Annotated in this window: 27 protein-coding genes and 1 tRNA gene; 15 read left to right on the top strand and 13 right to left on the bottom strand. The window is 67.0% G+C overall.

Annotated features, from left to right (window positions below; translation table 11 throughout):
* The first annotated feature begins 60 nt into the window (after positions 1-60).
* The 11 genes from D1610_RS10795 (at position 61) to D1610_RS10745 (ending at position 10876) form a co-directional block, all read left to right on the top strand.
* The gene (locus D1610_RS10795) at positions 61-732 is read left to right on the top strand and encodes an HAD-IA family hydrolase (protein ID WP_118864258.1); all 672 of its coding nucleotides are present in this window, start codon (positions 61-63) and stop codon (positions 730-732) included.
* Entirely contained in the window at positions 729-1994 is a 1266-nt protein-coding gene (locus D1610_RS10790; RefSeq protein ID WP_245942160.1) for an ATP-binding protein, read from the top strand. Before D1610_RS10795 ends, D1610_RS10790 begins: the two co-directional genes overlap by 4 nt.
* A gap of 58 nt (positions 1995-2052) precedes the next feature.
* Complete coding sequence (locus D1610_RS10785; RefSeq protein ID WP_118864187.1) at positions 2053-3087, top strand: substrate-binding domain-containing protein; 1035 nt, start codon at positions 2053-2055, stop codon at positions 3085-3087.
* 13 nt (positions 3088-3100) lie between these two features.
* Complete coding sequence (pstC, locus tag D1610_RS10780; RefSeq protein ID WP_118864186.1) at positions 3101-4495, top strand: phosphate ABC transporter permease subunit PstC; 1395 nt, start codon at positions 3101-3103, stop codon at positions 4493-4495.
* Entirely contained in the window at positions 4488-5786 is a 1299-nt protein-coding gene (gene pstA / locus D1610_RS10775; protein ID WP_245942158.1) for a phosphate ABC transporter permease PstA, read from the top strand. The genes pstC and pstA overlap by 8 nt, the downstream gene beginning before the upstream one ends.
* A gap of 83 nt (positions 5787-5869) precedes the next feature.
* Complete coding sequence (gene pstB, locus D1610_RS10770) at positions 5870-6616, top strand: phosphate ABC transporter ATP-binding protein PstB (RefSeq protein WP_222926997.1); 747 nt, start codon at positions 5870-5872, stop codon at positions 6614-6616.
* Positions 6617-6627: 11 nt separating this feature from the next.
* Complete coding sequence (gene phoU, locus D1610_RS10765; protein ID WP_118864185.1) at positions 6628-7320, top strand: phosphate signaling complex protein PhoU; 693 nt, start codon at positions 6628-6630, stop codon at positions 7318-7320.
* Positions 7321-7330: 10 nt separating this feature from the next.
* Entirely contained in the window at positions 7331-8029 is a 699-nt protein-coding gene (phoB, locus tag D1610_RS10760; RefSeq protein WP_118864184.1) for a phosphate regulon transcriptional regulator PhoB, read from the top strand.
* Positions 8030-8162: 133 nt separating this feature from the next.
* Positions 8163-8585 carry a hypothetical protein gene (locus D1610_RS10755; RefSeq protein ID WP_118864183.1) on the top strand — a complete coding sequence of 141 codons (423 nt, stop codon included), beginning with the start codon at positions 8163-8165 and terminating at the stop codon, positions 8583-8585.
* Between the two features lie 149 nt (positions 8586-8734).
* Positions 8735-9634: an SDR family NAD(P)-dependent oxidoreductase gene (locus D1610_RS10750; RefSeq protein WP_118864182.1), complete on the top strand. Its 900-nt coding sequence runs from the start codon at positions 8735-8737 to the stop codon at positions 9632-9634.
* A 195-nt stretch (positions 9635-9829) separates the two neighbouring features.
* A complete protein-coding gene (locus D1610_RS10745; protein WP_118864181.1) occupies positions 9830-10876 on the top strand; it encodes a hypothetical protein in 1047 nt (348 codons plus the stop codon).
* A gap of 48 nt (positions 10877-10924) precedes the next feature.
* Here the strand turns inward: D1610_RS10745 and D1610_RS10740 are convergent, their stop codons facing one another.
* Both D1610_RS10740 and epsC read right to left on the bottom strand, forming a co-directional pair.
* Positions 10925-11263 carry a DUF2794 domain-containing protein gene (locus D1610_RS10740; protein ID WP_118864180.1) on the bottom strand — a complete coding sequence of 113 codons (339 nt, stop codon included), beginning with the start codon at positions 11261-11263 and terminating at the stop codon, positions 10925-10927.
* A complete protein-coding gene (epsC, locus tag D1610_RS10735) occupies positions 11263-11979 on the bottom strand; it encodes a serine O-acetyltransferase EpsC (protein ID WP_425453215.1) in 717 nt (238 codons plus the stop codon). The genes D1610_RS10740 and epsC overlap by 1 nt, the downstream gene beginning before the upstream one ends.
* A gap of 374 nt (positions 11980-12353) precedes the next feature.
* Here epsC and D1610_RS10730 point away from each other — a divergent pair, with 374 nt between their 5' ends.
* Entirely contained in the window at positions 12354-13115 is a 762-nt protein-coding gene (locus tag D1610_RS10730; protein ID WP_118864179.1) for a sulfite exporter TauE/SafE family protein, read from the top strand.
* Positions 13116-13119: 4 nt separating this feature from the next.
* Here the strand turns inward: D1610_RS10730 and ahpD are convergent, their stop codons facing one another.
* Complete coding sequence (gene ahpD / locus D1610_RS10725) at positions 13120-13641, bottom strand: alkylhydroperoxidase, AhpD family (RefSeq protein ID WP_118864178.1); 522 nt, start codon at positions 13639-13641, stop codon at positions 13120-13122.
* Between the two features lie 227 nt (positions 13642-13868).
* Complete coding sequence (locus D1610_RS10720) at positions 13869-14411, bottom strand: peroxiredoxin (RefSeq protein ID WP_118864177.1); 543 nt, start codon at positions 14409-14411, stop codon at positions 13869-13871.
* 148 nt (positions 14412-14559) lie between these two features.
* On the opposite strand from D1610_RS10720, the gene D1610_RS10715 reads away from it, so the two are divergent.
* Positions 14560-15492, top strand: a complete 933-nt coding sequence (locus D1610_RS10715) for a hydrogen peroxide-inducible genes activator (RefSeq protein WP_118864176.1) — start codon at positions 14560-14562, stop codon at positions 15490-15492.
* Between the two features lie 43 nt (positions 15493-15535).
* Entirely contained in the window at positions 15536-16132 is a 597-nt protein-coding gene (locus D1610_RS10710; protein ID WP_118864175.1) for a fasciclin domain-containing protein, read from the top strand.
* Here the strand turns inward: D1610_RS10710 and D1610_RS10705 are convergent.
* Genes D1610_RS10705 through pgsA form a run of 3 tightly spaced genes read right to left on the bottom strand, consistent with a single transcriptional unit; the run spans position 16129 to position 17377 of the window.
* Positions 16129-16566, bottom strand: coding sequence for a molybdenum cofactor biosynthesis protein MoaE (locus D1610_RS10705; RefSeq protein ID WP_118864174.1), 438 nt, complete (start codon positions 16564-16566; stop codon positions 16129-16131). The genes D1610_RS10710 and D1610_RS10705 overlap by 4 nt on opposite strands.
* A complete protein-coding gene (gene moaD, locus D1610_RS10700) occupies positions 16563-16820 on the bottom strand; it encodes a molybdopterin converting factor subunit 1 (protein ID WP_118864173.1) in 258 nt (85 codons plus the stop codon). The genes D1610_RS10705 and moaD overlap by 4 nt, the downstream gene beginning before the upstream one ends.
* Before the next feature lie 5 nt (positions 16821-16825).
* Positions 16826-17377, bottom strand: coding sequence for a CDP-diacylglycerol--glycerol-3-phosphate 3-phosphatidyltransferase (gene pgsA, locus D1610_RS10695; RefSeq protein WP_118864172.1), 552 nt, complete (start codon positions 17375-17377; stop codon positions 16826-16828).
* A 114-nt stretch (positions 17378-17491) separates the two neighbouring features.
* Between pgsA and D1610_RS10690 the strand changes: the two genes are divergently transcribed.
* A complete protein-coding gene (locus D1610_RS10690) occupies positions 17492-18781 on the top strand; it encodes an MFS transporter (protein ID WP_118864171.1) in 1290 nt (429 codons plus the stop codon).
* Here the strand turns inward: D1610_RS10690 and D1610_RS17070 are convergent.
* The 6 genes from D1610_RS17070 to D1610_RS10665 all read right to left on the bottom strand — a co-directional run bounded on the left by D1610_RS17070 (position 18763) and on the right by D1610_RS10665 (position 22175).
* Complete coding sequence (locus D1610_RS17070) at positions 18763-18921, bottom strand: hypothetical protein (protein WP_182466786.1); 159 nt, start codon at positions 18919-18921, stop codon at positions 18763-18765. The genes D1610_RS10690 and D1610_RS17070 overlap by 19 nt on opposite strands.
* 111 nt (positions 18922-19032) lie before the next feature.
* Positions 19033-19815: an SDR family NAD(P)-dependent oxidoreductase gene (locus D1610_RS10685; RefSeq protein ID WP_118864170.1), complete on the bottom strand. Its 783-nt coding sequence runs from the start codon at positions 19813-19815 to the stop codon at positions 19033-19035.
* A gap of 23 nt (positions 19816-19838) precedes the next feature.
* Positions 19839-21026 carry a zinc-dependent alcohol dehydrogenase gene (locus D1610_RS10680; RefSeq protein WP_118864169.1) on the bottom strand — a complete coding sequence of 396 codons (1188 nt, stop codon included), beginning with the start codon at positions 21024-21026 and terminating at the stop codon, positions 19839-19841.
* Entirely contained in the window at positions 21026-21601 is a 576-nt protein-coding gene (locus D1610_RS10675) for an SRPBCC family protein (protein WP_118864168.1), read from the bottom strand. Before D1610_RS10675 ends, D1610_RS10680 begins: the two co-directional genes overlap by 1 nt.
* Before the next feature lie 114 nt (positions 21602-21715).
* Positions 21716-21791, bottom strand: a tRNA-Ala gene (locus tag D1610_RS10670).
* Positions 21792-21848: 57 nt separating this feature from the next.
* On the bottom strand, positions 21849-22175 hold the full coding sequence (locus D1610_RS10665; RefSeq protein ID WP_118864167.1) for an FYDLN acid domain-containing protein: 327 nt from the start codon (positions 22173-22175) through the stop codon (positions 21849-21851).
* Between the last annotated feature and the right edge of the window lie 50 nt (positions 22176-22225).

The following is a 22225-nucleotide window of genomic DNA, read 5'->3' as shown; positions in this document are numbered from 1 at the left end:
GCTGCGCCCTGCCACGGACGGGTTGCCAAATCCATAGTGCGGCTGGCAGGGCTGCGCGCGATGGCCGAATTTCCCTTTCAGGTCGTCGGGTTCGATCTCGACGGCACCTTGCTCGACACCAGCGGCGATCTGACCGCCGCGGTCAACCATGCGCTGGCCGAGGCGGGGCGGCCGCTGCTGACGGTCGAACAGGTCAAGCCGATGATCGGCGGCGGCGCGAAGCACATGCTGGCGCAGGGCATGGCGGCGACCGGGGGCTGCTCGGACGGGGAACTGCACCGGCTCTACAAGCTGCTGCTCGCTTATTACGAGGCGAACATCGCCACGGCGACGCGGCCCTTTCCCGGCGCGATCGAGGCGCTCGACCGGCTGGAGGAGATGGACGTCCGCGCCGCCATCGTCACCAACAAGTTCGAAAGCCTGGCCGCAAAGGTGCTGGCGGAGCTGGACATCGCCCACCGCTTCGCCGCGCTGATCGGCGGCGACACGATGGGCCCGGGCCTCGCCAAGCCCCACCGCGCCCCGATCGACGAGATGGTGCGGCGTGCCGGCGGCGGAGCGGCGGCGTTCGTCGGCGATTCGATCTACGACATCATGGCGGCGAAGAACGCCGGCCTCCCGTCGGTCGCGGTCAGCTTCGGCTTCCTGATGCAGCCCGTCGAGGAGTTGGAGGCCGATGCGGTGATCGACCATTTCGACGAGCTGATCCCGACGCTCGAGCGATTGCGGTGAGAATCCGCCTCGCCCGGCGCGCGCTTGTCGGCCTGGCGATCATCGCGATCGCCGCCATCGGCACCTTCCTGTTCGGCGGCACGCCCGAAACGGTGGTCGTCATGCTGGTCGCCGGGTTCGCCGCGGTGCTGCTCGCCTTCGGTCTCGGCGACCCTTCCGTCGAACGCGCGGCGCCGCGCGCCGCCGAGGCGGAGGGCGCCGCCTTCCCCTCGATCCATGCGGTGATCGACGCGATCGTCGAGCCGGTGCTGATCGTCTCAGGCCTGCGGGTGGTGCTGGCCAACGAGGCCGCGCTCAAGCTGCTCGGCCGGCACGTGGTGGGCGAGGACATCCGCACCGCGATCCGGCACCCGGCGGCGGCGGCGCGGCTCGCGCGGATCGATCTCGACGATCCCGATCCGGTCGATCTGGCCGGGCTCGGCGCACGCGAGCAACGCTGGCAGATGCGCGTGGCGAACGACGGCGCGGGGCACCGGATCGTCCATTTGATCGATCAGACCGGCAATTATCAGACGGAGAAGATCCGCGTCGATTTCGTCGCCAATGCAAGCCATGAGCTGCGCACTCCGCTCGCCTCGATCCTTGGCTTCATCGAAACGCTCGACGATCCCAACGCCGGCGGCGACGCAGAGGTGCGCGGCCGTTTCCTGAAGGTGATGTTCGACGAGGCGCGGCGGATGCAGCGGCTGGTCGATGACCTCATGTCGCTGTCGCGCATCGAGGCCGAGAAATACCGCCTGCCCGATCGCGCGGTCGATCTGGCGGCGTTGGTCGAGGAGGTCTCGATCGAGCTGGCGCAGGGCGGCGGGGCGCGGGTGGAGGATATCGTCCTCGATCTCGCCAACGGCGTGCCGCCGATCGCCGGCGACCGCGCGCAGCTTTCGCAGCTCGTCCACAATCTGGCGGGCAACGCGCTGAAATATGGCCGCGCCGGCACGCCGGTGACGCTCACCTTGCGCGCCGATTCGGGCGGCATGGTCGCGCTGACCGTGACCGACCAGGGCGACGGCATCGCGCCGCAACACCTGCCGCGGCTGACCGAGCGCTTCTACCGCGTCGATCCCGGCCGCAGCCGCGCGGCCGGCGGCACCGGCCTCGGCCTCGCCATCGTCAAGCATATCGTCGAGCGGCATCGCGGCCGGCTGGACATCGCCAGCAAGCTCGGCGTCGGCACCACCGTCACCGTGCTCATCCCCCGCGCGGCGGAGCCGGTGTCATCAAAGTTTCACGGAACCGTCACAGAGACGTCTGCGAAGCCCTGATAGCGGCCGCCGCAACGCGCACCTTCCAGCGCGACTCGCAAAAACCGGGGACCATTCGATGACCAGAACGTTGACACTGCTGGCCGCCTCCACGCTCGCCCTTGCCGCATGTTCGGATGCCGGCGGCGAGGTGCGCGAGCAAATCCGCGCGGTGGGCTCGTCCACGGTCTACCCGTTCACCACCGCGGTCGCCGAGCAGTTCACCACCAAGAACGCGGATTTCCGCTCGCCGATCATCGAATCGACCGGCACCGGCGCGGGAATGCAGCTGTTCTGCGCCGGCGTCGGCGCGCAATATCCCGATCTGACCAACGCCTCGCGACGGATGAAGAAGTCCGAGTTCGACAGCTGCCAGGCGAACGGCGTCAAGCAGATCGTCGAGCTGCAGGTCGGCATCGACGGGCTGGCTCTGGTCGAGGCCAATAACGGTCCGGCGATGAGCCTGACCACCGCCGACGTCTACAAGGCGCTCGCCGCCAACCCCGGCGGCAAGCCGCAGACCGCCAGGACCTGGCGCGACGTGAACCCGTCGCTGCCGGCGGTGCCGATCCAGGTCTATGGCCCGCCCTCCACCTCGGGCACGCGCGATTCGCTGGTCGAGCTGATCATGGTGCCCGGGTGCGACGCCGATCCGGCGATGAAGGCATTGAAGGAGACCAACGAGGATCAGCACGAGCAGATCTGCAGCAAGATCCGCGAGGACGGCGCGTACATCGAATCCGGCGAGAACGATAACCTGATCGTCCAGAAGCTGGCGTCCAACCCGACCGCGCTGGGCGTGCTCGGCTACAGCTTCCTCGAAGAGAACCAGAACAGCATCCGCGGCGTGAGCATGAACGGCGTCGCGCCGACCTATCAGACGATTTCCGACTTCTCCTATCCCGGCGCGCGCGCGATGTTCATCTATGTGAAGGGCGCGCATGTGAACGCCATTCCCGGGCTAAAGCAGTTCGTCGCCGAATATGCAGGCGCCTGGAATCCCGACGGTTATCTCACGCGTCGCGGGCTGATCGCCTCGCCCGATGCGGTGCGCAAGGAAATGGCGCAGCGCGCGGCCGCGCTGACGCCGATGACCGGCGACGAGCTGAAATAAGCCCAGCCAGGCAATGTCTTCCACCGCCCTTCTTTTCCTCGTCCTCGGCCTCGGGCTGATGGCGTGGATCGCGGCGCGCACGCGCGCGGCGGCGTTTGCGGACGGCGGCCCGCGCGGCGGCGCCACGCGGCATTCCCTGCCGATGTATCACGGCTGGTACGTCGCGCTGTGGGCGGTGCTGCCGGCCCTGCTGTTCCTCGGCGTGTGGAGCGCGGTGACGCCGGGCCTGATCAACGGCGCGGTGCTGGCGACGCCCGAGGCCGCGGCATTGCCGGCCTTCGGCATGGAACGCACCGCGATCCTGGTCGAGGCGCGGCAGCTCGCGACCGGTCAGCTGCCCGGCGCGTTCAACCCGCAGGCGCAGGCCCTTGCGCCCGCATTCGAGGCGGAGATCGGCAAATACCGTCTGATCGGCACGGTGCTGGCGCTGGTATTGGCATTCGCCGGGGGCGCCTATGCCTTCACCCGCATCAGGCCCGATTTCCGCGCCCGCACCAGGGTCGAGCGGCTGGTGATGGCTGTGCTGCTGGGGGCGTCGCTGATCGCGATCCTCACGACCATCGGCATCGTCGCCTCGCTGCTGTTCGAATCGATCCGCTTCTTCAGCTTCGTCTCGCCGTCCGAGTTCCTGTTCGGCACCCAGTGGAGCCCGCAGACCGCGATCCGCGCCGATCAGGTCGGCTCGTCGGGCGCGTTCGGCGCGATCCCGCTGTTCTGGGGGACGATCTTCATCGGCGCGATCATCGCGATGCTGGTTGCGATCCCGCTCGGCCTGATGAGCGCGATCTATCTGACCCAATATGCCGCGCCCAATGTGCGCAAATGGATGAAGCCCATTCTGGAGGTGCTCGCCGGCGTTCCGACGGTGGTCTACGGCTATTTCGCCGCGCTGACCGTCGCGCCTGCGGTGCGCGATCTCGGCGTCTCGATCGGCATCAGCAGCGCGTCTTCCGAAAGCGCGCTCGCCGCCGGTCTCGTGATGGGCGTGATGATCATTCCCTTCGTCTCCTCGATGGCGGACGATTCGATCGCGGCGGTGCCCTCGGCGATGCGCGACGGCTCCTATGCGATGGGCGCGACTTCTTCGGAGACGATCCGCAAGGTGCTGCTGCCCGCAGCACTTCCGGGTGTTGTCGGCGGCGTCATGCTCGCGGTCAGCCGGGCGATCGGCGAGACGATGATCGTGGTGATGGCCGCCGGTCTGGCCGCCAACCTGACCGCCAATCCCTTCGCCAGCGTGACCACGGTCACCACCCAGATCGTCCAGCTGCTGACCGGCGATCAGGAGTTCGACAGCGCCAAGACGCTCGCCGCCTTCGCGCTAGGGCTGGTGCTGTTCATCGTCACGCTGCTGCTCAACATCGTCGCGTTGCGCGTCGTGAAGAAATATCGAGAAGCATATGAATAGCCCCCTCGTCGCCGGCTCGCAGGCCGAGGGGCACGAGCCCGCCGCACGCCGCCCGACCGACTGGAACACCGGCGCGATGCAGGCGCGCATCCGCAAGCGCTATGCCGCCGAACGGCGGTTCCGCCTGCTTGGCCTGGCCGCCATCCTGCTCTCGGCCGGGTTCCTCGCGTTCCTGCTGCTGACCATGCTGGCGAACGGCCTGCGCGGCTTCACCAGCACCGACATCGCGCTGCCGGTGGACTTCGCGAACAGCGGCCTCGTCGTCGAGCCGGCTTCGCTTGAAGGACCGGGGGCGGACCTCGCGCTGGCGGGCGCCGATTTCCAGGGCACCACAAGCGCTGCGGCGACAGCCGCGTTCGGCGCTGACGGGGCTACATTGCTCTCCGACAGCGCGTGGCTGACCGTGCGCGAGGCGGTGCGCGACGATCCGTCGCTGCTCGGCAAGCGCGCGGTGATCGAGGTGCCGGCATCGACCGCGATCGACATGGCGGCCAAGGGCGATGGCGATCCCACCGCAGAGGCGCGCTATCAGCGGCTTGAGGCGGCCGGCCAGGTCTCGTCCGGTTTCAACCTGCGCTTCCTGCAGGGCGCGGATTCGACCGATCCGACCGCCGTCGGCATCTGGGGCGCGTTCAAGGGCTCGCTCCTGACCATGCTCGTCACGCTCGTGCTGGCCTTCCCCATCGGCGTGTTCTCGGCTGTGTACCTTGAGGAGTACGCGCCGCGGAACCGCTGGACCGATCTGATCGAGGTGTCGATCAACAACCTTGCCGCCGTGCCTTCGATCATCTTCGGCCTGCTCGGCCTGGCGGTGTTCCTCGGCACCTTCCATCTGCCGCGATCGGCCGCGTTCGTCGGCGGACTGACGCTTGCGCTGATGACGATGCCGGTGATCGTCATCGCCGGGCGCAACGCGATCAAGTCGGTGCCGCCATCGATCCGCGACGCGGCGCTGGGCGTGGGCGCGAGCCCGGTGCAGGTGGTGTTCCACCATGTCCTGCCGCTCGCGCTGCCCGGCATCCTGACCGGCACGATCATCGGCATGGCGCGCGCGCTGGGCGAGACCGCGCCGCTGCTCATGATCGGCATGCGCGCGTTCATCGCCACCCCGCCCGACGGCTTCACCGCGCCCGCGACGGTGCTGCCGGTGCAGATCTATCTCTGGTCGGACGAGGTCAGCCGCGGCTTCGTCGAGAAGACGTCGGCCGCCATCATCGTGCTGCTCGTCTTCCTGCTCGCGATGAACGGGCTGGCCATCTATCTTCGCAACAAGTTCGAGACCCGCTGGTGATGACCGATATTGCAACGCCCAACGCTTTCGTGGCGCCGGACCCGGCATCGACCGCGCATGCCACGGGCATTTCCGATCCCAAGATGACCGCGCGCAACGTCAACGTGTTCTACGGGGCGAAGCAGGCGATCAACGACGTCTCGATCGATGTCGACATGGACAATGTCACCGCCTTCATCGGCCCCTCGGGCTGCGGCAAATCGACCTTCCTGCGCACCCTGAACCGCATGAACGACACCGTCGCAAGCGCGCGCGTGTCCGGCGAGATCAGGCTCGATGGCGAGGACATCTACGCCTCTGACATGGACGTCGTGCAGCTGCGCGCGCGTGTCGGCATGGTGTTCCAGAAGCCCAACCCCTTCCCCAAATCGATCTTCGAGAATGTCGCCTATGGCCCGCGCATCCACGGACTGGCGGCGGCCAAGAGCGAGCTTGACGCGATCGTCGAGAAATCGCTGCGCCGCGCCGGGCTGTGGGACGAGGTCAAGGATCGCCTGTCGGACAGCGGCACCGCGCTTTCGGGCGGACAGCAGCAGCGGCTGTGCATCGCCCGCGCGATCGCGGTCGATCCCGAGGTGATCCTGATGGACGAGCCCTGTTCGGCGCTCGATCCCATCGCCACCGCCAAGATCGAGGAGCTGATCCACGAATTGCGCGGGCGTTATGCGATGGTGATCGTCACCCACAATATGCAGCAGGCGGCGCGCGTCAGCCAAAAGACGGCCTTTTTCCATCTCGGCCATCTCGTCGAATATGGCGACACCTCCGACATCTTCACCAATCCGCGCGAAGAGCGCACCAAGGATTACATCACCGGCCGCTACGGCTGAGGGACAGGCACATGGCAACGGGCACGGAACATACGGTCAAGGCGTTCGACGAGGATATCGGCCAGCTGCGCGGGCTCATCTCGCAGATGGGCGGACTTGCCGAGGAAGCGATCGCCAATGCGATGCAGGCGCTGCAACGCAGCGACACGAAGCTCGCGGCGAAGGTGCGCAGCGACGACGCGCGGATCGACGAGATCGAAGCGGAGGTCGAACGGCTGGCGGTGCGGGTGATCGCGCTGCGCGCGCCTATGGCCGACGATCTGCGCGAGGTCGTCGCCGCGCTCAAGATCGCCGCGGTGGTCGAACGGATCGGCGATTACGCCAAGAACATCGCCAAGCGCGTGCCGCTGATCGAGCAGCATTCGGGGATCGAGCCGCTGTCGGTGCTGCCGGCGATGGCGCAGATGGCGAGCGACATGGTGCACGACGTGCTCGACGCCTTCGCCGCGCGCGACGCCGATGCGGCGGTGCGCGTGTGCGAGCAGGACAACGCGCTCGACGATTTCTATTCGAGCCTGTTCCGCGCGCTCGTCACCTTCATGATGGAAAATCCCAAGACCATCGGCCAGGTCGCGCACCTGCTGTTCGTCGCCAAGAATCTAGAGCGGATCGGCGACCACGCGACAAACGTGGCGGAAATGGTCTATTTCGCGGCGACCGGCAATTACATGGCCGAGCGCGACCGCGGCGGCAGCGACGTGTAAGGAGACGAACATGGCCCGGGCGAAAATGTTGCTGGTGGAAGACGATTCGGCGCTCGCCGAGCTGCTCATCTGGCATTTCAAGCGCGAGGACTTCGAGGTCCGCCATACCGCCGACGGCGAGGAAGCGCTGCTTCTCGCGCGCGAGGCGGCGCCCGATATCGTCCTGCTCGACTGGATGGTCGAGGGGCTGCCCGGCATCGAGGTGTGCCGCCGCCTGCGCCGCGCGCCCGAGACCGCCAATGTGCCGATCATCATGCTCACCGCGCGCGGCGAGGAGGAGGACCGCGTGCGCGGGCTCGAAACCGGCGCGGACGATTACGTCACAAAGCCCTTCTCCCCGCGCGAGCTGGTCGCCCGCGTCGGCGCGGTGCTGCGTCGCGTGCGCCCGGCGCTGGCCGGCGAGGCGCTGACCTATGCCGACATCGAGATGGACACCGTCGGCCACAAGGTCCGCCGCTCGGGGCGGATGGTGCCGCTCGGCCCCACCGAGTTTCGCCTGCTCAAGCATTTCCTGGAGCACCCCGGCTGGGTGTTCTCGCGCGACCGGCTGCTCGACGCGGTCTGGGGCCATGATTCGGATATCGAGGCGCGCACCGTCGACGTGCACATCCGCCGGCTGCGCAAGGCGATCAACGTCGGCGACAAGCCCGATCTGATCCGCACGGTGCGCTCCGCCGGCTACGCTCTGGACGCCGAAAGCACCGCCTGAGCGAAATCGTTTCGCAAGCGATTGAACCTTCCTGACAAGAATGCGTTGTCCGGGTGCGCGCTGCCGCCCGGCATGCGCTCTGTTATGCAACTGGCCGGCGCCTTTCCGGGCGATCGGCCGAAGGAGGAAGCTCATGAAGTTCGCATTGCTGGCAGCCAGCGCGCTCGCCCTGTCGGTTCCGGCGTTCGCCCAGGACACCACGACAACTCCGCCGGCCGAGCCGGACACGATGCAGACGCAGGACAGCACCATGGCGCAGGATCCGGCGATGCAGACCACGCCCGCCGATCCGGCCGCTGCCCCCACCGATCCATCGACCGCGCGCGCGACGGCGCCCGCCACCGATCCGGCGATGGCGACCACCGGCACGATGACCGAGGGCGGCTATGCCCCGTCGACGCCGCCGATGTCGGGCACGCCGCAGCCGGGCGCGCAGGTCGTGTTCAAGCCGTCCGTTCCGGTCGCCCAGGCGTTCCCGCCGCCGCCGCCGAAGGACGAGTATCCGGTATGCCGCGGCTCGGTGCAGGACGGCTGTCGGAACCCCGGCGGCGTTTGACCGTTTAGAAGCCGAACACCTGGTCATTCCCCCCGATCAGGCTGTCACAGCGCCGTCGTGACCATCCCCCCCCGGTCGCGGCGGCGCTTCCCGTTTCGGGTATGGCGGTCTAGGACGGCGCCGAATCAGCCGGAACGGGAGGGCAATCGATGACCATCAGCTTCGAAGGCCGCGTGGCCATCGTGACGGGCGCGGGCGGCGGGCTCGGCCGCGCCTATGCGCTCGAACTGGCGCGGCGCGGCGCCAGGGTGGTGGTCAACGATCTCGGCGGCGCGCGCGACGGCACCGGCCATTCGGACGCCGCGCTCAATGTCGTCGAGGAAATCGCGGCTGAGGGCGGCGAGGCGATGTCCGATGGGGGAAGTGTCACGGAGTATGACCAGATGGTCGAAATGGTGGCGAAGGCGAAGGAGAAGTGGGGCGGCGTCCACATCCTGATCAACAACGCCGGCGTGCTGCGTGACAAGAGCTTCGTGAAGATGGAGCCGGCGGATTTCAAATTCGTCGTCGATGTGCACCTCAACGGGTCGGCCAACTGCACCAAGGCGGTGTGGGAGACGATGCGCGAGCAGAATTACGGCCGCATCCTGATGACCGCGTCCTCGACCGGCCTGTACGGCAATTTCGGCCAGGCCAATTACGGCGCGGCCAAGCTCGGCCTCGCCGGCCTCACCAAGACGCTTTATCTCGAAGGCGCGAAATACGGGATCAAGGTCAACACGATCGCCCCCGTCGCCGGCACGCGCATGACCGAGGACATCTTCCCCGAAGAGGCGTTCAAGGCCTTCGCGCCCGAGAATGTCGTCCCGGCCGCGCTGTACCTGGTCTGCGAGGACGCGCCGACCAACGCGATCATCGGCGCGGGCGCGGGCGTGGTCCACGCCGCCTATGTCACGATGACTCAGGGCGCGCTGCTGCCCGCCGACGACCGCACGCCGGAGGCGGTCGAGCGGCTGTGGAGCCGGATCACCGACCGCACCGGCGAGATCGTGCCGCAATCGGGCGCCGAGCAGTCGATGGTGATCCTCAGGCACCTGCAGGGCGGGTGAGCGTTCCGTCGCCCCTGCGGAGGCAGGGGCCTCAGTCGGCAAATGCGGCATTCCGATGTGCCACAAATCCAGAGGCCCCTGCCTCCGCAGGGGCGACGGCGGGGTTGCCCGACCAATCTCAGACTGTGGAAGATTGGTGTATTGCTGTTTTAATACACCAATGCTATGGCGGTATCTCCAACAGGGAGGAATCGCATGTATAGCGAAAGCGATCTCGACAATGCGGTACGCGCGGGGGCGCTGACTCCGGAGGCGGCCGCGGCATTGCGCAACCATGTTTCCGCCGCACGCTCCGCGCCGGCGGTGGATGAGGAGCATTTCCGGCTGCTCACCGGCTTCAACGACATCTTCGTCTCGATCGCGATCGTGCTGCTGCTCGTCGCCATCGCTTGGATCGGCGAGACGATCAGCGAGCCGCTGGCCGGCGCCGGCGTCGCGGCGGCGAGCTGGGGCCTCGCCGAATATTTCACCCGCATCCGCCGGATGGCGCTGCCCAGCATCCTGCTGCTGCTGAGCTTCGCGGGCGGCGTCGCCGCCACGCTGGTCGGCGTGATGGTGGTGTGGAATCCCGATTTCAGCGACCGCGTCGATGCGCTCATCGTCGCGGGGATCGCGCTCGCGACCGCCTTCGCCACCTGGATCCACTGGCGCCGCTTCATGGTGCCGATCACCGTCGCCGCGGGCGCGGTCGCGCTGGCGGCCAGCGTGGGCGCGCTGATCGTCACCGCCTTCCAGGATCCGGAGGCGGCGATCCCCTGGGTCGCGCTGGTGGCGGGCCTGGCGATCTTCGCGCTGGCGATGCGCTGGGACATGAGCGACCGCGGACGCACCACGCGCCGCTCGGACGTCGCCTTCTGGCTGCATCTCGCCGCCGCGCCGATGATCGCGCACCCGATCTTCCACCTGCTCGGCGTGCTCGACGGGGCGATCCCGCCGTCCGCCGCGTTCATCGTGATCGCGCTCTATATCGGCTTCGGGCTGGTCGCCCTGGCGATCGACCGCCGGGCGCTGCTGGTCTCCAGCCTCGCCTACGTCCTGTTCGCGCTCTCGCGTCTGTTCGAGAATGCCGGCGCGGTCGAGCTGGGCACCGCCTTCACCGCGCTCATCATCGGATCGGCGCTGCTGATGCTCTCGGCCTTCTGGCATCCGACGCGCCGCCTGGTGGTGCAGCGCCTGCCGGAAATGTGGCAGGGCCGCCTGCCGCTGACCGACCGCTTCGCACCCGCCGCGGCGAGCGCGTAGCAATCAAGCGGGAGGCAGGAAGGGCCGGGCGCAAGCCTGGCCCTTTCGCTATTCGCCGACCAGCTTCAGCAGGCGCCGCTCGACCGGGGCCAGCACCGGGCCCAGTTCGTGGCCGCGGCGCAGGATCGCGCCGCCCTCCCCCACCAGCGACCACATGCCCTGGCGGTGGCGCAGCGCCGGGCGCTTCTCGACGCGGAATTCGGGGTTCTCCGCGGTGCGGCGAAAGGCGGAGAAGATCGCCGCTTCGCGCCCCAGGTCGATCGCATAGTCGCGCCAGTGCCCGGCCGCGACCATCCGCCCGTAAAGATCGAGGATGCGTGTGAGTTCGATCCGTTCGAAGCCGACCTGCCCCGTGGCCGGCATCGGAAAGGGGGTGACCGTCCCCATCAGGCGCGATCGCGTTCCTTGGCGGCGCGCTCCTTCGCGCCGGACTTCTCGGCTGCAAGCGCGTCGAGCCGCTTGCGCATCGCCTCCAGCTCGCACTTCAATATCTCGACCTGCTGGGTCGCCGGATCGAAGCGTTCGCTGCACGGCGTGCCGTAGGGGACGAACTCCTTCTGATAGTCCGCCGCGTCGACCAGCGTCTGGCGCGCGGGAATGCCGACCATCACGGCGCCGTCGGGCACGTCCTTGGTCACCACCGCGTTCGCGCCGACGCGCGCGCGCGCGCCGACGGTGATCGGCCCCAGCACCTGGGCCCCCGATCCGATGATCACGCCGTCGCCGATCGTCGGATGCCGCTTGCCCGCGACGCCATTGTCGGGACTTGTCCCGCCCAGCGTGACGCATTGGTAGATCGTGACGTCGTCGCCGATCTCGGCGGTCTCGCCGATCACCACGAAGCCGTGATCGATGAAGAAGTTGCGGCCGATCTTCGCGCCCGGATGGATGTCGATCGCGGTCAGGAAGCGCGAGAAATGGTTCACGAAGCGCGCGAGAAAGAACATTTCCGCCTCGAACAGCCAATGCGCGACGCGGTGAAGACCGAGCGCCAGAACGCCCGGATAGAGCATCACCTCCCAGCGCGAACGGGGCGCGGGATCGCGCGCCTTCACCGAATCGAGATAGGCCTTGAGGGCGTCAGGCACCGCGGATGCTCCCATATCCTTGGTCAGCGCCGCAATTTAGGGTGTGTCCTCGCTACCGGCAATGGCCTGGGATGGGGCAAACAGGATGGCCGCTGCAAATCCTCCCCCTGCGAAGCAGGGGGAGGGGGACCATGCGCAGCATGGTGGAGGGGGCAGGCCACGAACGATTCGCTTGTGGCAGCCCCCTCCACCAGCCTTCGGCTGGTCCCCCTCCCCCGCTGCGCGAGGGAGGATTTCAGGGAGCGTCTCGGCCGCGATAACGCATTCCATCGAACCGGCATGTTTCCGGCATCGTCCATCGCCTGATTGCGCGCTTGAAACTCTATCTATCTTGTGGGGTTATGAACGCACGCTAGCTTGCGAGCGGAAAACGACGAAGGACGACGCCCTTGCCCGAGATCGATCTTGCCGCACTGTTGCCCTTCATCCTGGTCGGTTTCGCGGCACAAATCATCGACGGCGCGCTGGGCATGGCGTTCGGGGTGATATCCTCGACGCTGCTCGTCAGCGTGCTCGGCGTGCCGCCGGCGACCGCTTCGGCCGGCGTGCATCTGGTCGAATGCTTCACCACCGGCGTTTCGGGAATCAGCCACGCCATCCACAAGAACGTCAACTGGCGGCTGTTCTTCCGGCTGCTGATCCCCGGCGTGATCGGCGGCGTCACGGGCGCTTACCTGCTGGTGACGCTGGACGCGTCGGTGACCCGGCCGTTCGTGATGACCTATCTGGCCGCGATCGGCCTGTACCTGCTGTGGCGCGGCTTCCATTATCCGCCGCACCACCGCGAGCCCAGGATCGTCGAACCGCTGGGCCTGGCCGGCGGCTTTCTCGACGCGGCGGGCGGCGGCGGGTGGGGGCCGGTGGTGACCAGCAACCTGCTGGTCCAGGGCGCCCAGCCGCGCACCACCATCGGCACGGTCAACAGCGTCGAATTCTTCCTGACGCTGTCGATCTCGGTGACGTTCATCGTCGGCCTGGGCTTCGCCGCCTTCACCACCGCCGTCGTCGGCCTGCTGATCGGCGGCGTGCTCGCCGCGCCCTTCGGCGCGATCATGGCCAAGCGGGTTCAGCCCAAGATCCTGCTGGTGCTGGTCGGCATCGTGCTGACGCTGACCAGCCTCTACAGCATCTACCGCTATTTCGTCGCCTGACCGATCAAGCGGTCGCGGCGTGGACCGTCGCGACCGCCTTCATCACCGATGCGATCCGCACCGCCGACTGGATCGTCTCGGCCTTGACGTCGTGGCCCTTCAGCACCTTCTCGTGCGCATCGATGCACAGGCCGCAACCGTTCATCGCCGACACGGCGAGGCTGAACAGCTCGAAATCGGCCTTGTCGATGCCGGGCGCGCCGATCACGTTCATGCGCAGCTTGGCCGGCATGTTCACATATTCCTTGTTACCCGCCAGGTGGGTGAAACGGTAATAGACGTTGTTCATCGCCATCACCGCCGCGGCGGCGCGGGCGGCGTTCGCCGCCTCGGGTGACAATTTGCCATCGACCTCGGCCTCGGTCGCATCGACCAACGGCTTGTGGCCCGAGCCATGCGCGCAGGCGAGCAGCAGGCCATATTTGCGCTGATCGGAAAGATTGGTCTCGTTGAGGAGCGATCCGACGTTCAGCCGGATATCCTTGGCGAAATCGGGGAGCGTGGCGGCGAAATCCTTGAGGGACATGGGTTTCTCTTCTTGTTGGGGAGCGGATGATCAGGATCGAACGATCTGGCGGCCAGACCGGTGACTGAACCTGGACGCCGCACTCCCGGCACGATGGCCCCCGAACAAGTCCGGGGTGACGGGGAACAGGTCCGGGGTGACGGGGAACAAGTCCGGGGTGGCGGTCATTCCGCCCAAGCGTGAAAAAGGGCGCGAGGCGGTTGCCCCGCGCCCTTCCGATCCGGCGATCAGGCCGCGATCTGGAGGACGTCGTCGCCCTTGTTCCAGTTGCACGGGCAAAGTTCGTCGGTCTGCAGCGCGTCGAGCACGCGCAGCGTCTCCGCCGGGTTGCGGCCGACGTTGAGGCCGTTGACCTGCACCGCCTGGATGACGTTGTCCGGATCGACGATGAAGGTCGCGCGATAGGCGACATGCTCTTCGGCATCGAGGATGCCGAGCTGCTTCGCCAGCACCGCGCCATTGTCCGCCAGCCAGGGGAAATCGGCCGCGGCGAGGTCCGGGTCAGACTTGCGCCAGGCGAGGTGGACGTGCGCGGTATCGGTCGATGCGCCGATCAGCACGGCGTCCCGATCCTCGAAATCGCCCTTCAGCTCGCTATAGCCGACGATCTCGGTCGGGCAGACGAAGGTGAAGTCCTTCGGCCAGTAGAACAGCACCTTCCACTTGCCGGGGAAGGCGTCATGGCTGAGCGTCTCGCCCGCGGGCAGCGCGTCGGTGCCCTGCTGGACGGGAATTGTGAATTCGGGGAGCTTGTCTCCAACGGTAAGCATGGGCTGTGGCCTCCTTTTGAATGAATGGCGGCCTTACGGAATCCTCACATGCGGCGGTTCGCCCGCCGTCTATGCTGCAGCGCATATAGGCTGGATTTTCATCGATCCAATAGGTTATTATGTGATTGTTGATCGATTTGGACGATGAATGAGCCAGACCTACCTCCCGACGCTCAAGCAGCTGCAATATCTCGTGTCGCTTCGCGAGCATGGCCATTTCGGCCGCGCGGCGGAGGCGTGCTTCGTCACCCAGTCGACGCTGTCGGCGGGCATCCGCGAGCTGGAGACGCTGATCGGCATCGTGCTGGTCGAACGCACGCGGCGGGTGGTGCGCTTCACGCCGCTGGGCGACCAGATCGTCGCCAAGGCGCGGCGGGTGCTGCGCGAGGCGGAGGAGCTTTCGGACCTCGCCCGTGCCGCCGGACGGCCGCTCTCGGGCGAGATGCGGATGAGCGTGATCCCGACCATCGCGCCGTTCATGCTGCCCAAGATCCTGCCCCGCCTGCGCCGCGACTGGCCCGACCTGAAGCTGTTCCTGCGCGAGGAGCCGAGCGCCGCGGCGTGCGAGGGGCTGCAGCACGGCCGCACCGATTGCGTGCTGCTCGCCCTCCCCTATGCCTGCGGCGACGTCGAGATGGCGCCACTGTTCGACGATGCGCTGTACGTCGCCGGGCTGGCCGGAGAGATCGGCCACAGCACCGGCTCGATCACCGCCGATGCGATCGACGAGGGGCGGCTGCTGCTGCTCGAGGACGGGCATTGCCTGAAGGATCATGCCCTCGCCGCGTGCAACCGGCCCGAGCTGCGCGCCGAGGCGACGATGCTCGGCACCTCGCTCCACACCATGGTGCAGATGGTCGACAACGGCCTTGGCGTGACGATGCTGCCCAGGATGGCGATCGACGCCGGCATCCTCGACGGCACCGATGTCGAGGCGCGGCCGCTCGAGGCGGACAATCCGGCGCGGCGGATCGCGCTGGTGTGGCGCAAGGCGTCCCCGCGCGAGAAGGATTTCCGCCTGCTCGCCGAACTGCTCGGCCAGTCGGACCCGAACGGCGCGCGCAACCATCGGGCGCGCTGAGCCGTATCTCCGCGCATCCACGACAAGAACCGGGAGAGATGCGATGATCCGTAACCTTGGCCACGCCGCGCTGGCCGCGATCGGCGCACTGGCGCTGGGGGCGTGCTCCACCACCATGGCGGACGAAGGCGCGACGGCGGCGGCCGCCAGCGCCAATCCGATGGTCGGCGGGGCGGAGATGCTGCCGACCAGGACGATCGTCGAGAACGCGTCTGCCTCCGCCGATCACACCACGCTGGTCGCCGCGGTCAAGGCGGCGGGACTTGTCGAGACGCTGTCCGGGCCCGGTCCCTTCACGGTGTTCGCGCCCACCAACGCCGCCTTCGGCCGCCTCGCGCCGGGCACCGTCGATACGCTGCTGAAGCCCGAGAACAAGGCGACGCTGGTCAAGGTGCTGACCTATCATGTCGTGCCCGGCAACATCAGCGCCGCGCAACTGCAGCAGCAGATCACCGCGGGCGGCGGCACCGCCACGCTCACCACGGTCCAGGGCGAACCGCTGACCGCGCGCATGGAGACCGGCGCGGTGATGCTGACCGACGTCAACGGCAACAAGAGCTATGTAACGCAGGCCGATGTCCGCCAGTCCAACGGCGTGGTCCATGTGGTGAACGGCGTGCTCTTGCCCAAGATGGGTTAATCCCAGCGCGTCGCCGCCTCATCATCGGCCGCGCGGCGTTCGACCCACGAAGCGGCGTCCGGACCTCCGCGGCTTTCGCGCTTCCAGAAGGGCGCGTCGGTCTTCAGCCGGTCGATCAGATAGGCGGTCGCCTCGAGCGCCGCCGCGCGGTGATCCGAGGCTGCGCCGACGAACACGATCGCCTCGCCCGGCTGCATCGCGCCGACGCGGTGGACGATGCGCAGCGCCGACAGCGGCCAGCGCTCGGCAGCTGCGGCGGCCAGCTCCTCCAGCGCGCGCTCGGTCATGCCCGGATAATGTTCGAGCTCGAGCAGGCGCACGCCGTCGTCCGCGCGGACATGGCCGGTGAAGCTCGCGACGGCGCCCGAAGCCCCCAGCGCGGCGAGCTCCGCCGCGGGATCGAGCGGGCCCGGCTGGACGCGAACGACAATCATCCGCCCGTCACCGGCGGAAAGAGCGCGATCTCCCGCGCGCCGGCGACGGGGGCGTCCAGCGAGACGAAGCGCTGGTCGATCGCTGCGCGCAGCCGCGCCGGATCGGCCATCGCCGCCGCATGGCCTTCGCTGCGGGCCGCCAGCCAGCCGATCAGCTCGGCGATGGTCGCGATCTCGCCGGGCAGATCGATCCGCTCCATCCCGACCCCGACCAGCTCGCGCACCCAGGCGAAATACAGAATCTGGACCGGCACGGCATTCAGTCCATGTGCTTCAGGCCGACGCGCAGATAGTCCCAGCCGGTGACGAGCGTCAGGATCGCGGCGCCCCACAGGGCGCTGATGCCGATCGCCCAGATCCACTCCTCGCGCGGCAGGGCGCCGCCGAGGATGATCGCGCCGAGCGACACGAGCTGCAGCGCCGTCTTCCACTTGGCGAGCTGCGAGACCGGCACCGAGACCTGAAGCTGCGCAAGGAACTCGCGCAGCCCCGACACGGCGATCTCGCGCAGCAATATGATGATCGCGGCGATCAGATGGATGCCGGGGATGTCGCCATTGGCGGTCAGCATCAGGATAACCGCGGCGACCATGATCTTGTCGGCGATGGGATCGAGGAACACGCCCAGCTTCGACACCGTCCCCTTGGACCGCGCGAGATAGCCGTCGAAATAATCGGTGAAGCCCATCAGGCAGTAGAGCGCGAAGCCGATCGCATAGCCGAACGGCCAGCCCGGCCACCACAGGGCCCAGACCAGGATCGGCACGGTGATGATCCGCGACAGGGTGAGGATGTTGGGCAGGGTCAGCATCGCGTGCCGTTCTAGGCCAGACATCGGCCGCCGCAAGCGGATTAAGCGATTGAGAGGCCGGGCGGCATCGCCTATGCCAGCGGTCCCAGCATCGACGCGGACCCAATCCCCCACATGATCCCATCGGTCAGCCTGCTCGGCAAGCGGCGCTTCCTGCCGCTGTTCGTCACCCAGTTCCTCGGCGCCTTCAACGACAACCTGTTCAAGAACGCGCTGGTCTTCTTCGTCACCTATTACGTCTATAATTCGGTAGAGGCGGAAACGAGCTTCTCGGCGCTGGCGACGGGCATCTTCATCCTGCCCTTCTTCCTGTTCTCCGCGCTCGCCGGGCAACTGGCCGACGGGCACGACAAGGCGCAGATCATGCGCATCATCAAATGGGCCGAGATCGGCATCATGGTGGTGGGGGCGATCGGCATCTTCACCTCCACCGTATGGGTGATGCTGACGGCGCTGTTCGCGATGGGGGTGCATTCGACCTTTTTCGGGCCGATCAAATATGCCGTGCTGCCGCAGCATCTGGCCAAGGACGAGGTGCTGGGCGGCACCGGACTGGTCGAGGCGGGCACCTATATCGCGATCCTCGCCGGCACCATCGCCGGCGGGCTGCTCGACGCGCATCACGCCGCCTTCGCGGTGCTGGGCGTCGCGGTGCTGGGCATGCTCTCCGCCCGCGCCATCCCGCCCGCGCCGCCGCTCATCCATCTCGATCTCGACTGGAACGTGCTGCGTTCCTCGATCAACCTGGTGCGAGCGACGATGCATATCCGCCGGCTGTTCCTGGCGATCGTCGCGATCAGCGTGTTCTGGACGATCGCCGCCATGCTCGCGGTGCTGTTCCCGCCGCTGGTCAAGAACACCTTCTACGCCGAGGCCGGCGTGGCGAGCGTGTTCCTCGCCATCTTCTCGGTCGGCATCGCGATCGGATCGGTGATCATCAACCGGCTGCTCAAGGGCGAGGTCTCGGCGCGCTACGCGACCGGATCGGTGATCGCGATGGGGGTGTTCCTGATCGATTTCTACTTCACGTCCCGCGGCTGGCCGCCGCGCGAGGGCCTGTCGGACATCCCCACCTTCCTGCGTGATCCGGGCGCTATCCGGGTGTTCATCGATCTCGCCGGCATCTCGATCACCGGCGGGATGTTCGTCGTGCCGCTCTACGCGTTCCTGACCACCACCGTCGACCAGTCCGAGACCTCCCGCACGGTCGCCGCCAACAACATCGTCAATTCAGGCGCGATGGTGTTCGGATCGGTCGGAATATTGGGCGTCACCGCCGCGGGGGTCAGCGTCGTCGATGCGATCTGGGTGCTGGTGGTGACGGCGCTCGCCTCCGCCTATGCGGCATGGCGGCTGCACAAGGCGTGCGACGGGGTCGACTGCGGTCAGGCGATGAACCCGTAGATCACGATGAAGAAGGCGGTGAAGCTCAGGGCGAACAGCTTCAGGTCGCTATCCTCGTTGGGCATCGCGATCGTCGGCGGCGGAAAGCGCCGCCGCAGCGGATGACGGGCCGGTAGCGGATAGGACGAGTCGCGTTGCATGACGCGACGTTAACACTTTGGTAACGATTTGGCCGCCTGCTTTTGCGCGCTTTTTCGCGCTGTCCGAAGCTGGGACACCGCCCGGAGACCTTCAGCCGCCGGGCGCGTCGCTCAATCGTCCGCGCCGCCCGGCTCCGCCTGCTTGCGGTGCATTTCGGCGAGCACGCCGACGGGCGCCAGGCCCGAAGCGGCATATTGCAGCTTGTTCGAGACTCCCGAGACGATGGAGGCGCGGCCCGCCATCAGCGCATCCCAGCCGTCCTTCGCGACCTTCGCCGGATCGGCCTTCTCCGCCTGCCCGACCTCGGTGTCGAGCATCTCGGCACGGGCGAAGAATTCGGTGTCCGTCGGGCCGGGCATCAGGTTGGTGACGGTGACGCCGTCGGCATCCTTGAGCTCGTTCTGAAGCGCAGCGGTGAAATTGTCGACGAACGCCTTGGTGCCGTTATAGACGGCGTTAAACGCGCCCGGGATATAGCCCGCTATAGAGCCGGTGATCAGCACCTTTCCTTCCCCGCGCGCCATCATCCTGGGAAGGATCTTCTGCAGCAGGTAGAGCGTGCCGGTGATGTTGGTGTCGATCACATGGCGCCAGCCGGCGACGTCCTGATCGAGGAACGCGCCGCCATGCCCTGTCCCGGCGTTGGCGCAGAGCACATCGATGTCGCGCCCGCCCGCCGCGGCGAGCAGCCGGTCGACGCCCTCGATGGTGGAGAGATCGGCTTCGACCGCCTGCACATCGACCGATTTATTGCGGAAATCCGCTGCGGCTGCGTCGATCAGCGGCTCATCCGCGACGACCAGCAGATCATAGCCGTTTTCGGCGGCGAGTTGGGCAAGCTCGAAGCCTATGCCGGTCGAAGCGCCGGTGATGATGGCGAACTTGTCGGCCATGGGTGTATCTCCTTGGATGGGGATCAGGCGGCGAGCGCCATGTCGGGCTTGAGGACGACCTTGGTCACCTCGTTCTGCTCGTCATGGAACATCCGGTAGCCCTCCGGGCCGGCTTCGAGCGGCATGCGGTGGCTGATCAGAAAGGTCGTATCGATCTCGTCCTCCATCACCGCCTGCAGCAGCGCGGGCAAATAGCGCTGGCAGTGCGTCTGGCCGGTCTTGAGCGTCAGTCCCTTTTCCATCAGCGCGCCCAGCGGGAACTTGTCGACCATGCCGCCATAGACGCCGGGCATCGATACCCGCCCGCCCTTGCGGCAAGCGACGATCGCCTGGCGCAGCGCGTGGATGCGATCGGTGCCCAGGAAGGTCGATGCCTTGATCTGATCGACGACGTTATCGAGGAACAGGCCGTGGCTTTCCAGGCCGACGGCATCGATCACCGCATCCGGGCCGATGCCGCCGGTCATTTCCATCAGCGCCTCGTAAGTCTTCGATTCCTCGAAGTTGATCGTCTCTGCGCCGAACTTCTTCGCCAGCTCCAACCGGTGCGGGAAATGGTCGATGGCGATCACGCGCTCGGCGCCCATCAGGAAGGCCGATTGCACCGCGAACAGACCGACCGGGCCGCAGCCCCACACCGCGACGATGTCGCCCGGCTCGATTTCGGCATTTTCCGCCGCCATCCAGCCGGTCGGCAGGATGTCGGAAAGGAACAGCACCTTGTCGTCATCGACGCCGTCGGGGATGACGATCGGCCCGACGTCGCTGAACGGCACGCGGACATATTCCGCCTGGCCGCCCGCATAGCCGCCGGTCAGGTGGCTATAGCCGAAGATCCCAGGCATGCCGTGGCCATATAGCGTGTGGCCGAGATCCTGATTGTCCGCAGGGTTGGTGTTGTCGCACGCCGAATATTGCTGCTTGCCGCACTGATAGCAGCTGCCGCAGGCGATGTTGAACGGGACGACGACCCGCTGGCCTTTCTTCAGCGTCGATCCCGGGCCGACATCGACCACTTCGCCCATGAACTCATGGCCCAATATGTCGCCCTTCTGCATCGTCGGGATATAGCCGTCGTACAGATGCAGGTCCGATCCGCAGATCGCAGTCGATGTGATCTTGAGGATGGCGTCGCGGGGATTGACGATCTCGGGATCGTCGACCGTGTCGACGCGGACGTCATGCTTGCCGTGCCAGGTGAGCGCGCGCATCAGTTCATCTCCTCGGCATGCTGGGCGCGGTTGCGCGCGGCGGTGGCGACTTCGCCGGTCTCCATCAGCTGCTTGAACCGCTTGAGATCGCGCCGCGCCTGGATGGCGGGCTCGCGCTGGAACAGCTTGGCGACGATCTTGCCGATCGTTCCCGCTGGCGGATCATAGGCGATCGTCGCGGTGACGACGGTGCCGCGCGCGCCGGCGTCGCGAAACTCGATCCGGCCGCTATTGGGCACGTCGGCGCCCTCCTCGGACGCCCAGGCGATCAGCTCGCCGTCGCGATCCTCGGTGATGCGCGCATCCCATTCGACCGTCTTGCCCGCCGGCGCCCTGACCACCCAGTGCGAACGGTCGCCGCCGGTGGCATCGACGCTGACGACATTGTCCATGAAGCTGGGCAGGTTCGCGAAGTCGCGCCAATAGGCATAGAGCTCGGCGCGCGGGCGGTTGATCGTCACGCTGCGGGCGACGAATTCATTGCCCCGTTCGATCAGATCATCGGTGCCGGGGTCTGGCGGGTGCTTGGCGGTGGTGGCGGGCGCATCGTCGCGCGCGGACAGTGTATCGGCCATCTGCGGGTCTCCTTGAATCAAGGAAGAACCGGTCAGACGGGCACACGTTCCGGCCGCTCGCCGCGATAGAGCGGCGACCAGCCGGGATTCTCATTGATTGAAATCAAGAGGGGATGGTGGAGCCGAGGGGGATCGAACCCCTGACCTCTGCAATGCCATTGCAGCGCTCTCCCAGCTGAGCTACGGCCCCATCCGCTGGCAAGGCGACGCCCCTAGCGAAGCGCCGCCGCCGATGCAATCGGCTTTATCAGCTTTCTTCGTCGTCGTCGTTGGTCACGACGCCCAGATCGTCGTCGCCGCCGAGATCGACCTCGTCGTCGGGCGAGGGTTCCTCGTCTTCGGCGATGTCCAGATCCTCGTCATCGCTATCCAGGTCGCTGTCGTCGGCCTTGTCCTTCTCCAGCTCCTTCTTGGGCGCGTCGAAGGGCAGCGGCTGCTTCGACTTGAGCACGGGCTCCGGCTCCCACTTGGCGCCGCAGCTGATGCAGACCACCGGATCCTCCTCACCCAGATCGTAGAATCGGGTGGCGCATTTCGGGCAGGTCCGCTTCGTGCCCCATTCAGGCTTCACCATGAGCCGTCTTGTCCTTCGGATTATGTGGGATAGCGAGCCAGGCCCGCCGA

It is taken from the genome of Sphingomonas gilva (assembly GCF_003515075.1).
Lineage (GTDB): Bacteria > Pseudomonadota > Alphaproteobacteria > Sphingomonadales > Sphingomonadaceae > Sphingomonas > Sphingomonas gilva.
The sequence above is the reverse complement of the archived record's forward strand: the minus strand, read 5'-3'. Positions and strand labels throughout refer to the sequence as shown.

Excerpts from the sequence above, each read along its gene's own strand:
- D1610_RS10795 (WP_118864258.1), top strand. The coding sequence starts at position 61 with ATGGCCGAATTTCCCTTTCAGGTCGTCGGGTTCGATCTCGACGGCACC.
- D1610_RS10785 (WP_118864187.1), top strand. The coding sequence starts at position 2,053 with ATGACCAGAACGTTGACACTGCTGGCCGCCTCCACGCTCGCCCTTGCC.
- pstC (WP_118864186.1), top strand. The coding sequence starts at position 3,101 with ATGTCTTCCACCGCCCTTCTTTTCCTCGTCCTCGGCCTCGGGCTGATG.
- pstA (WP_245942158.1), top strand. The coding sequence starts at position 4,488 with ATGAATAGCCCCCTCGTCGCCGGCTCGCAGGCCGAGGGGCACGAGCCC.
- pstB (WP_222926997.1), top strand. The coding sequence starts at position 5,870 with ATGACCGCGCGCAACGTCAACGTGTTCTACGGGGCGAAGCAGGCGATC.
- phoU (WP_118864185.1), top strand. The coding sequence starts at position 6,628 with ATGGCAACGGGCACGGAACATACGGTCAAGGCGTTCGACGAGGATATC.
- phoB (WP_118864184.1), top strand. The coding sequence starts at position 7,331 with ATGGCCCGGGCGAAAATGTTGCTGGTGGAAGACGATTCGGCGCTCGCC.
- D1610_RS10755 (WP_118864183.1), top strand. The coding sequence starts at position 8,163 with ATGAAGTTCGCATTGCTGGCAGCCAGCGCGCTCGCCCTGTCGGTTCCG.
- D1610_RS10750 (WP_118864182.1), top strand. The coding sequence starts at position 8,735 with ATGACCATCAGCTTCGAAGGCCGCGTGGCCATCGTGACGGGCGCGGGC.
- D1610_RS10745 (WP_118864181.1), top strand. The coding sequence starts at position 9,830 with ATGTATAGCGAAAGCGATCTCGACAATGCGGTACGCGCGGGGGCGCTG.
- D1610_RS10740 (WP_118864180.1), bottom strand. The coding sequence starts at position 11,263 with ATGGGGACGGTCACCCCCTTTCCGATGCCGGCCACGGGGCAGGTCGGC.
- epsC (WP_425453215.1), bottom strand. The coding sequence starts at position 11,979 with ATGGGAGCATCCGCGGTGCCTGACGCCCTCAAGGCCTATCTCGATTCG.
- ahpD (WP_118864178.1), bottom strand. The coding sequence starts at position 13,641 with ATGTCCCTCAAGGATTTCGCCGCCACGCTCCCCGATTTCGCCAAGGAT.
- D1610_RS10720 (WP_118864177.1), bottom strand. The coding sequence starts at position 14,411 with ATGCTTACCGTTGGAGACAAGCTCCCCGAATTCACAATTCCCGTCCAG.
- D1610_RS10715 (WP_118864176.1), top strand. The coding sequence starts at position 14,560 with ATGAGCCAGACCTACCTCCCGACGCTCAAGCAGCTGCAATATCTCGTG.
- D1610_RS10710 (WP_118864175.1), top strand. The coding sequence starts at position 15,536 with ATGATCCGTAACCTTGGCCACGCCGCGCTGGCCGCGATCGGCGCACTG.
- D1610_RS10705 (WP_118864174.1), bottom strand. The coding sequence starts at position 16,566 with ATGATTGTCGTTCGCGTCCAGCCGGGCCCGCTCGATCCCGCGGCGGAG.
- pgsA (WP_118864172.1), bottom strand. The coding sequence starts at position 17,377 with ATGCTGACCCTGCCCAACATCCTCACCCTGTCGCGGATCATCACCGTG.
- D1610_RS10690 (WP_118864171.1), top strand. The coding sequence starts at position 17,492 with ATGATCCCATCGGTCAGCCTGCTCGGCAAGCGGCGCTTCCTGCCGCTG.
- D1610_RS17070 (WP_182466786.1), bottom strand. The coding sequence starts at position 18,921 with ATGCAACGCGACTCGTCCTATCCGCTACCGGCCCGTCATCCGCTGCGG.
- D1610_RS10685 (WP_118864170.1), bottom strand. The coding sequence starts at position 19,815 with ATGGCCGACAAGTTCGCCATCATCACCGGCGCTTCGACCGGCATAGGC.
- D1610_RS10680 (WP_118864169.1), bottom strand. The coding sequence starts at position 21,026 with ATGCGCGCGCTCACCTGGCACGGCAAGCATGACGTCCGCGTCGACACG.
- D1610_RS10675 (WP_118864168.1), bottom strand. The coding sequence starts at position 21,601 with ATGGCCGATACACTGTCCGCGCGCGACGATGCGCCCGCCACCACCGCC.
- D1610_RS10665 (WP_118864167.1), bottom strand. The coding sequence starts at position 22,175 with ATGGTGAAGCCTGAATGGGGCACGAAGCGGACCTGCCCGAAATGCGCC.